At 41.1% G+C, this 7,954-nt stretch carries 7 protein-coding genes; 4 read left to right on the forward strand and 3 right to left on the reverse strand.

The features are described from left to right. Positions 1-276 precede the first annotated feature (276 nt). The 3 genes from E4T79_RS09195 to E4T79_RS09205 are packed head-to-tail and all read left to right on the forward strand — an operon-like array spanning position 277 to position 2,256. Positions 277-603: a PadR family transcriptional regulator gene (locus tag E4T79_RS09195; RefSeq protein ID WP_135029645.1), complete on the forward strand. Its 327-nt coding sequence runs from the start codon at positions 277-279 to the stop codon at positions 601-603. Next, positions 590-1,177 carry a DUF1700 domain-containing protein gene (locus E4T79_RS09200; protein ID WP_135029647.1) on the forward strand — a complete coding sequence of 196 codons (588 nt, stop codon included), beginning with the start codon at positions 590-592 and terminating at the stop codon, positions 1,175-1,177. Before E4T79_RS09195 ends, E4T79_RS09200 begins: the two co-directional genes overlap by 14 nt. Further along, the gene (locus E4T79_RS09205; RefSeq protein WP_135029649.1) at positions 1,174-2,256 is read left to right on the forward strand and encodes a DUF4097 family beta strand repeat-containing protein; all 1,083 of its coding nucleotides are present in this window, start codon (positions 1,174-1,176) and stop codon (positions 2,254-2,256) included. The genes E4T79_RS09200 and E4T79_RS09205 overlap by 4 nt, the downstream gene beginning before the upstream one ends. 651 nt (positions 2,257-2,907) lie before the next feature. Here the strand turns inward: E4T79_RS09205 and E4T79_RS09210 are convergent. Beyond that, positions 2,908-3,828 carry a PfkB family carbohydrate kinase gene (locus tag E4T79_RS09210; protein WP_135029651.1) on the reverse strand — a complete coding sequence of 307 codons (921 nt, stop codon included), beginning with the start codon at positions 3,826-3,828 and terminating at the stop codon, positions 2,908-2,910. Positions 3,829-3,952: 124 nt separating this feature from the next. Then, the gene (gene dinB / locus E4T79_RS09215) at positions 3,953-5,020 is read right to left on the reverse strand and encodes a DNA polymerase IV (protein WP_135029653.1); all 1,068 of its coding nucleotides are present in this window, start codon (positions 5,018-5,020) and stop codon (positions 3,953-3,955) included. 209 nt (positions 5,021-5,229) lie between these two features. On the opposite strand from dinB, the gene pflB reads away from it, so the two are divergent. Then, a complete protein-coding gene (gene pflB, locus E4T79_RS09220; RefSeq protein ID WP_135029655.1) occupies positions 5,230-7,572 on the forward strand; it encodes a formate C-acetyltransferase in 2,343 nt (780 codons plus the stop codon). A gap of 104 nt (positions 7,573-7,676) precedes the next feature. Here the strand turns inward: pflB and E4T79_RS09225 are convergent. After that, a partial coding sequence (locus tag E4T79_RS09225; RefSeq protein ID WP_194183818.1) for a transposase occupies positions 7,677-7,954 on the reverse strand: 278 nt, incomplete at its 5' end.

Raw genomic sequence — 7,954 nt, forward strand, 5'->3', positions numbered from 1 at the left:
TTCTCCCTAATTTGAACTTTATTAGTTTTCATTCAGCACTGTGCAACTAGGACAAGACGAGATTACAGAGAAACTGAATGACGATATCTCTTGAATCAAAGCACTTCACTTATAAATACAATTCCTAACCGTTAGTAATAGATAGAGAAAAGTATTTTCGTACAATCTATTGACATTTCCAGCTAATAGGTGTATATTTTTTATATAATAAATTTTTATATATAACAACTTACAACCCATTCTCAAAGTGTATCACAAAGCAAAGGAGGTCTTCAGATGTATTTTCCCGTACCTGCTGTACTGACAGAATTTCTCATTCTAGCGATTCTAGAATCCAATGATTCCTACGGTTATGAGATTAGCCAGACCATTAAGCTAATTGCCAATATCAAGGAATCAGCCCTTTATCCCATTTTAAAGAAAATGGAGCAAAATAATTACTTGGCTACCTATTCCCAAGAATACCAAGGACGCACTCGAAAATATTATGGTCTAACCCAATTAGGTCATGAACACCTTACCAATCTCAAGGAAGATTGGGATATTTACACATCAACTATCAATGGCATCATAGAAGGGAGCATTCGTCATGACAAGAACTGAATATATGGAACAGTTAGAAAAACATCTCAAAAAACTACCCCACAAAGAATACCAGGCAGCCGTCAATTACTTTAAAGAATATTTTGATGATGCAGGTCCTGAGGGAGAAGTTGCCTTGATTGAAGAATTAGGGACACCCAAAGAAGCCGCCAGTGATATTATCAATAATATCCTCGACCGCCATATAGAAGATGAAATGACCGCTGAGCAAAAAAGCAAGACCAAAACGATCTGGCTCGCTCTACTTGCCCTCTTATCGCTCCCCATCGCTGTTCCACTCTTACTCTGTCTCATCGGAGCGCTACTTCTCATCATCTCAAGCATAGTGGGACTTATCCTCCTTGCCTTTGGTCTTGGCCTAAGTCTCATTGTAACAGGAAGTTATCTAATCTGGGAAGCCCTTAGCCTCTTCAATCAGTCTCTTCCAGCCTTTCTTATGGGATTTGGTACTGGAATCGGCCTCATCGGCGGAGCTGCCATTCTCTATGTGGTGACTGGACTCTTTGCTTACTGGTCAGGTCGTCTAGTCAAGACTCTCTTTCAATGGATTCTTAAGCGAGGTAAAACAGCATGAAAAAGAAAGTTACTATTACCCTATTAACAGGCTTTATCGCCTTGATTTCTGGTCTGATTCTCTGCGGTATTGGCTATTTCATGGGTGGTATTGAAGACATCAAGGCCATTGCCACTCCCAACTTAATAGAAGAAACCTATCAAGATATTCATGAAATCAGACTAGACTCCACCTCAAAAGATGTCCGATTGGAGCAATCTCCGGATGACCAATTCCATGTCCGTTATTCCAATGTTGATAATTTTTATCACCAACCACTCAAACTACAACAAGTAAAGCAAACACTCACTGTAGAAGCAGAAGATGCAAAATTACACATAAAAGGAATCATGCAATTTCTAGGCCAAGAATTAGCTTTCAGCCGTAACCGCGAACTCCAAGAATTAGTCATTCTCGTTCCAAAAGAAAAAACAATTGAAAAGCTTTCTGGAGGGAATCCTTTTTACAACTCTTATATCTCATTAAACAATATTCATATCAACTATCTGGACTGGGCTGGTTATATCAGTGGCGACAATGTCACGATGGAAAGTGGCACAATCCATTCCTCCAACATCGGAAGTTTCTATTTCAGTAATTCTCATTTAAAAAATATGATGATTGACGCGCCCGTTGCGACACAATCCTACCAGACAAGTACACTCGAAAATGTTACGATTCAAAATGCTAGCTCTATCTTTCTAAATGATACTACTATAATTGGCACCACAAAGATGGAGACAGATGGGGCCTATCACTCACCTATTAACATCGATTTATCCGCAAAGAGCAAAAAAGATACTCAATTAGACTTGACAGTAACGTATGATTGGGAAAAACTGTATCAAAACTATTACTATCCGAGCGCCTACACCAATCAAGAAACAGATGAAACAACCACGGCTCAAGAAGAAGCATTTCGAAAGGAACATCTGGAACAGATGGGAATTCGAGCAGGTAGCGAATACAAAGATCTCAAAATCGAAGAAAATAAAGACGGCGCCAAGGCAGTATATACTCCAAAAGACGCTCCAAACAAACTCATCATCCAAACAACCAATGAACTCATTATCCTTGGAACACTTAAATCGAGTCATTAACAGATGAAAGACAACCGAATGCTCCTAACAGAAAAGGCATAACAGCTATCTTTTATAGTCATTTCGTTTATCTTTTATTACTTCGTTAACTCGTCTTGCTGTACTCCAGTACTACCTGCGACTCGTTGCCTAGTACTAAAACTATAACACCTAAAAAAACGAACAGAGATGATTTTCTGATACTCAGAAATCTTCCTTGTTCGTTTTTGTTGTTTTTATCTATTCAAAGAAAATGATGATACGGAATGTTCAAAATCCAACTCTTTCTGTCCCACACTCCCTCTATCATTATCCAAGCCAAAATGATGTAGTTAGGCTCCTAGCTCATCACGAGTAGGCTTTTATGTGCTAGCGCTCTTTTCAAAGGTACACTGTTTTAAACAGTAATGGCAAGTGCCATCCTTACTTTCTGTGAGCCATACATGCTGTTGATTTGCTCCTCCAAGATACCACTCTGCTGCTGACAAACATCGTAAATCTCAAAAGCGGTAATAACCAGAGAAATGCCCCTCTAACACTTCAAAAATTGCGGTAGCTCTTTCATCAATCAATAGCTGAAGTGGAACTCCAAGCTAGTGCTCCTATCATATCTCCAATATAGGTCATTTACCTTGATGCACCTGATTGAAGAATGTTATGAAGACACTCTCTTTACACTTCCTCAACAATCACTTTTTTTAGCAATTCTTGGTATTGCCCATTGTCAACTTCTGGAAAATATTGCAAGCAATTAGCTGCAGAAAATGCCGCCGCCTCGCGAAGATAGATTTCAGGAGCTTCTTGCCGGCTTAAGCCCTTAACCAAGACACCTAAGTAAAAATCACCCGAAGCAATCGGATTGAGTGCATTGACCTGCAAAGGAGCCACCCGGAAGAAACGCTGACCAATTTTCGCCAAACTCCCCTTAGATCCCATGGTGACGATCATATTTTCATGAGGCGTCTTCTCCTTTAAAATTGTTAAAATCTGCTCAGGACTATTCTCATCCAATTCTGGATAAATATCTTTAAGCTCTTCATTGTTTATCTTAACCAAACTCGGTTGAGATTGATAGGCTGCACGCAAGGCTGCCCCACTTGTATCCACAATGGTATGAACGCCTGGATGACGGTCAATTAGTTGTTTGATATACTCATCTGGCATCCCCTTCATTAGGCTACCAGAAAAGACTAACCAGTCCCCATCTGAAAGACTATCTTCTAATTGACGGGTGAATTGCGCGAGCAAGTCGGCCGTCAAGTCCAAACCTTTCTCGTAAAACAAGGTCACATCGCCCGTTTCTGTTTCCACATAAATGTTACAAGTACGGGTATTTTGTGAATTTTCCACAATCTGCAAAGCATTGCCTTTCTCCGCATTTAAATCCTGAATATACTGGCCAATCCGACCTCCCAAAATGGTATGAATGACATAGTTAGACTCAGCATTTTCTTTCAGTGCATAGGCAACATTAAAACTTTTTCCACCAGGATATTCCCTTACCTCGTTCGGACGAAGGGGAATGTTTTTCTCAATCCTCTCCACTAAGAGTGTTCGGTCTAAAGCAGGATTGGGACACACCAAATGAATCATGATACAGAAGCCTCCTTAGGCATTTTCTTTTATTGTACCATATTTTTTATTGTTTGTATATATTTCTTTACACCATGAGTATATTGAGTATCCGAAATCTTAGATCCCTATCTTTTCTCTCTCACTATTCAACAAAATTCGTAACCGTCACTCCCAGTAATCGAATCCCCTTATCCCACTCTGCTACCTGTTCCAAGATTTCTTCAACCCTCTGTTGGATAATCTCTACCTGATTCGTGGCCTCAGCCACACTCACTCGCTTAGTCATAGTTGTAAAATCTGCATAGCGGAGTTTAAGGACAATGGTCCGCCCTTTTTTCTCATGACGTTGCAAGCTCTCAGCCACTCGTTTAGAAAGGCTGCCTAGCTCTTTTTTAGCATCTACTTCCAGATAGAGGAGCTTTCGATAGGTACGCTCCTTGCCAATGGACTTGCGAACGCGGTTAACTTTGACAGGAGAGTTAGAAATCCCTCTGGCCTTTCGATACAACTCATAGCCCAGACGACCAAACGTATCAATCAAGGTCATCTCGGAAATCTCCAGCAGATCTGCTCCCGTGAAAACTTCCATTTCATGAAGTTTTTCGACTGTTTTCTTCCCGACCCCGTGAAATTGCTCTACCGGTAATGTTGACAAGATTGCGACTGCCTCATCTGGTAAAATCACTGTCAAACCATGAGGCTTTTCCATATCTGAAGCAAGCTTGGCTAAAAATTTATTGTACGATACACCCGCAGAAGCCGTTAAATGCAGCTCATTCCAAATATCATGCTGAATGAGCTTGGCAATCTTGACTGCAGATGTTATCCCTTTTTTATTTTCCGTCACATCAAGATAGGCCTCATCAATGCTCATGGGCTCTACCAAGTCGGTATACCGGTGAAAAATCTTCCGAACCTCTTGCCCAACTACCTGGTATTTTTCATAATTTCCTGAAATAAATATCGCCTGAGGACAACGTTCATAGGCTTCCTTACTGCTCATGGCAGAATGCACTCCAAAGGCCCGCGCCTCATAATTACAGGTCGATACTACCCCACGTCCACCAGACAAGCGCGGATCCCGCCCAATGATGACCGGCTTCCCTTTCAAACTCGGATTATCTCGTACTTCAATGGCAGCAAAAAAGGCATCCATATCAATATGAATGATTTTTCGGGATATATCATTCATTAATGGAAAAATCAACATCCTTTACTCACCTCTCTTTCTAGTATAGCTCAACTTTTCCATTTATGCCAAAAATCACTATAAATCCATGAAAACGAATGAAAGAATGCAAACCGTATGTAAGTTTTTTCATTTGTTTTCATGGGTTTCGCCCTTGTATAAAGTGGTTGCAAGTGGTATAATGAGAAGCATAAAGACGCATTGCGCCTAAATATAAAAGGAGAACCCTCATGTCAACAAAGGTTAAGACAAAAAATGTAACTGAAGACATTTTCGCCCAAGCTTGGGAAGGTTTCAAAGGGAATGACTGGCAAGAAAAAGCTAGTGTAACCCGCTTTGTTCAAGCTAACTACACTCCATATGACGGAGATGAAAGTTTCCTTGCAGGCCCAACGGAACGCTCACTCCATATTAAAAAAATCATTGAGGAAACAAAAGCAGGATACGAAGACACTCGCTTCCCAATGGATGTCGACCGCGCAACTTCAATCGCTGATATCCCAGCTGGTTTCATCGATAAAGAAAATGAACTAATCTTCGGTATTCAAAACGATGAATTGTTCAAACTGAACTTCATGCCTCGTGGTGGTATCCGTATGGCTGAAACAACGTTGATTGAAAACGGCTATACTCCTGACCCACTTCTCCACGAAATTTACACAAAACATGCAACAACCGTAAATGACGGTATCTTCCGTGCCTATACATCTGATATCCGCCGTGCTCGTCACTCTCATCACGTTTCTGGTCTTCCAGATGCTTACTCACGTGGACGTATCATCGGTATGTACGCTCGTCTTGCCCTTTATGGAGCAGACTACTTGATGGAAGAAAAAGTTGCAGACTGGAATTCTATCAACGAAATCGATGAGGAATCAATCCGTCTTCGCGAAGAAATCAACTTACAATACCAAGCATTGCAACAAGTTGTTCGCTTGGGTGAGCACTATGGTGTGGATGTTCGCCGTCCTGCTTTGAATACAAAAGAAGCAATCCAATGGACAAACATCGCTTTCATGGCTGTATGTCGTGTCATCAACGGTGCTGCAACATCACTTGGACGCGTGCCAATCGTACTTGATATCTATGCAGAACGTGACTTGGCTCGCGGAACATTTACTGAATCTGAAATCCAAGAATTTGTTGATGATTTTGTATTGAAACTTCGTACCGTTAAATTTGCTCGTACAAAAGCTTTCGACGAAATCTACTCAGGAGATCCAACTTTCCTTACAACTTCTATGGCAGGTATGGGGAACGACGGTCGTCACCGTGTCACAAAGATGGACTACCGTTTCTTAAACACACTTGACAACATTGGTAACTCTCCAGAGCCAAACTTGACCGTTCTTTGGTCTGCTCAACTTCCGTATTCATTCCGTCGCTATTGTATGGCGATGAGCCACAAACACTCTTCTATCCAGTACGAAGGTGTAACAACAATGGCTAAGGACGGATACGGTGAAATGAGCTGTATCTCCTGCTGTGTATCACCACTTGACCCAGAAAGTGAAGACAAACGCCACAATATCCAATACTTCGGAGCGCGCGTAAACGTTCTTAAAGCCCTTCTTTCAAGCTGGAATAACGGTTATGACGATGTACATAAAGACTACAAAGTATTTGACTGCGTAGAGCCAAATAACTCTGAAGTCTTCGAATACGACGAAGTCATCGCAAACTTTGAAAAAGCTCTTGACTGGTTGACTGATACTTATGTAGATGCGATGAACATCATCCACTACATGACAGATAAGTACAACTACGAAGCTGTTCAAATGGCATTCTTGCCAACTGTTCTTCGTGCAAACATGGGATTCGGTATCTGTGGATTTGCAAACACAGTTGACTCTCTTTCTGCGATTAAATACGCACAAGTAAAACCAATCCGTGACGAAGACGGCTTTATCTACGATTACGAAGTAACTGGTGACTTCCCACGTTACGGTGAAGATGATGACCGTGTAGACAGCATCGCAAAATGGCTCATGGAAGCATTCTTCTCTCGCTTGAACAAGCATAAATTGTACAAGAACGCAGAAGCAACTGTCTCAATCTTGACCATCACTTCAAACGTTGCTTACTCTAAACAAACAGCAAACTCTCCTGTTCACCGTGGAGTATTCCTCAACGAAGACGGCTCTGTCAATACTTCTAAAGTAGAATTCTTCCCACCAGGTGCAAATCCAACTTCTAAATCTCGTGGTGGTTGGTTGCAAAACTTGAACTCATTGTCTAAACTGAACTTCAAACATGCAAATGACGGAATTTCATTGACAACTCAAGTATCACCAAAAGCACTCGGTAAAACATTCGATGAGCAAGTCAACAACTTGGTAACCATCCTTGACGGTTATTTTGAAAATGGTGGACAACACGTTAACTTGAACGTTATGGATCTTCAAGACGTTTACGACAAGATCATGAACGGTGAAGATGTTATCGTACGTATCTCAGGTTACTGTGTAAACACCAAATACCTCACCAAAGAACAAAAAACTGAATTAACACAACGTGTCTTCCACGAAGTCCTTTCAATGGATGACCACGCTGCGGAAATTGCAGGTAACTAATATAAACAAAAGAGGAGACTGGGCAAAGGCCCGGCTCCTCTTCTTTTGGGTTCCTAACAACATCTTAGCGCAGTAGTTTGCTGCAAGAGTTATAGTCGTTTAGTTTATAAACAGTATTCTAAACTTTCATATACAGACTTTCCAGCTCTGAGTAGATTCCGAACCTTGTTTTTGAGAGTAGCCCAATATTGTTCAATCGGGTTAAGTTCAGGAGAATAGGGAGGTAATGGAAGAAAATAATGTCCCTTGGCTATAGCAAGCTTATCCAATTTCGCTTTAGGATGGAAGCTGGCATTATCCATTACAATAAGATGTGGCTCTGACAAAGAGGGTAAGAGCTGGTTATCAAACCATTTGGTAAAAAAGCGCTCGTCATACTTTC

Origin of the sequence: Streptococcus sp. LYSM12 (assembly GCF_004569635.1) — a bacterium.
Taxonomy (GTDB): Bacteria; Bacillota; Bacilli; order Lactobacillales; family Streptococcaceae; genus Streptococcus.

Coding starts and splice junctions, on each gene's coding strand:
- E4T79_RS09195 (WP_135029645.1), top strand. CDS start 277: ATGTATTTTCCCGTACCTGCTGTACTGACAGAATTTCTCATTCTAGCG.
- E4T79_RS09200 (WP_135029647.1), top strand. CDS start 590: ATGACAAGAACTGAATATATGGAACAGTTAGAAAAACATCTCAAAAAA.
- E4T79_RS09205 (WP_135029649.1), top strand. CDS start 1,174: ATGAAAAAGAAAGTTACTATTACCCTATTAACAGGCTTTATCGCCTTG.
- E4T79_RS09210 (WP_135029651.1), bottom strand. CDS start 3,828: ATGATTCATTTGGTGTGTCCCAATCCTGCTTTAGACCGAACACTCTTA.
- dinB (WP_135029653.1), bottom strand. CDS start 5,020: ATGTTGATTTTTCCATTAATGAATGATATATCCCGAAAAATCATTCAT.
- pflB (WP_135029655.1), top strand. CDS start 5,230: ATGTCAACAAAGGTTAAGACAAAAAATGTAACTGAAGACATTTTCGCC.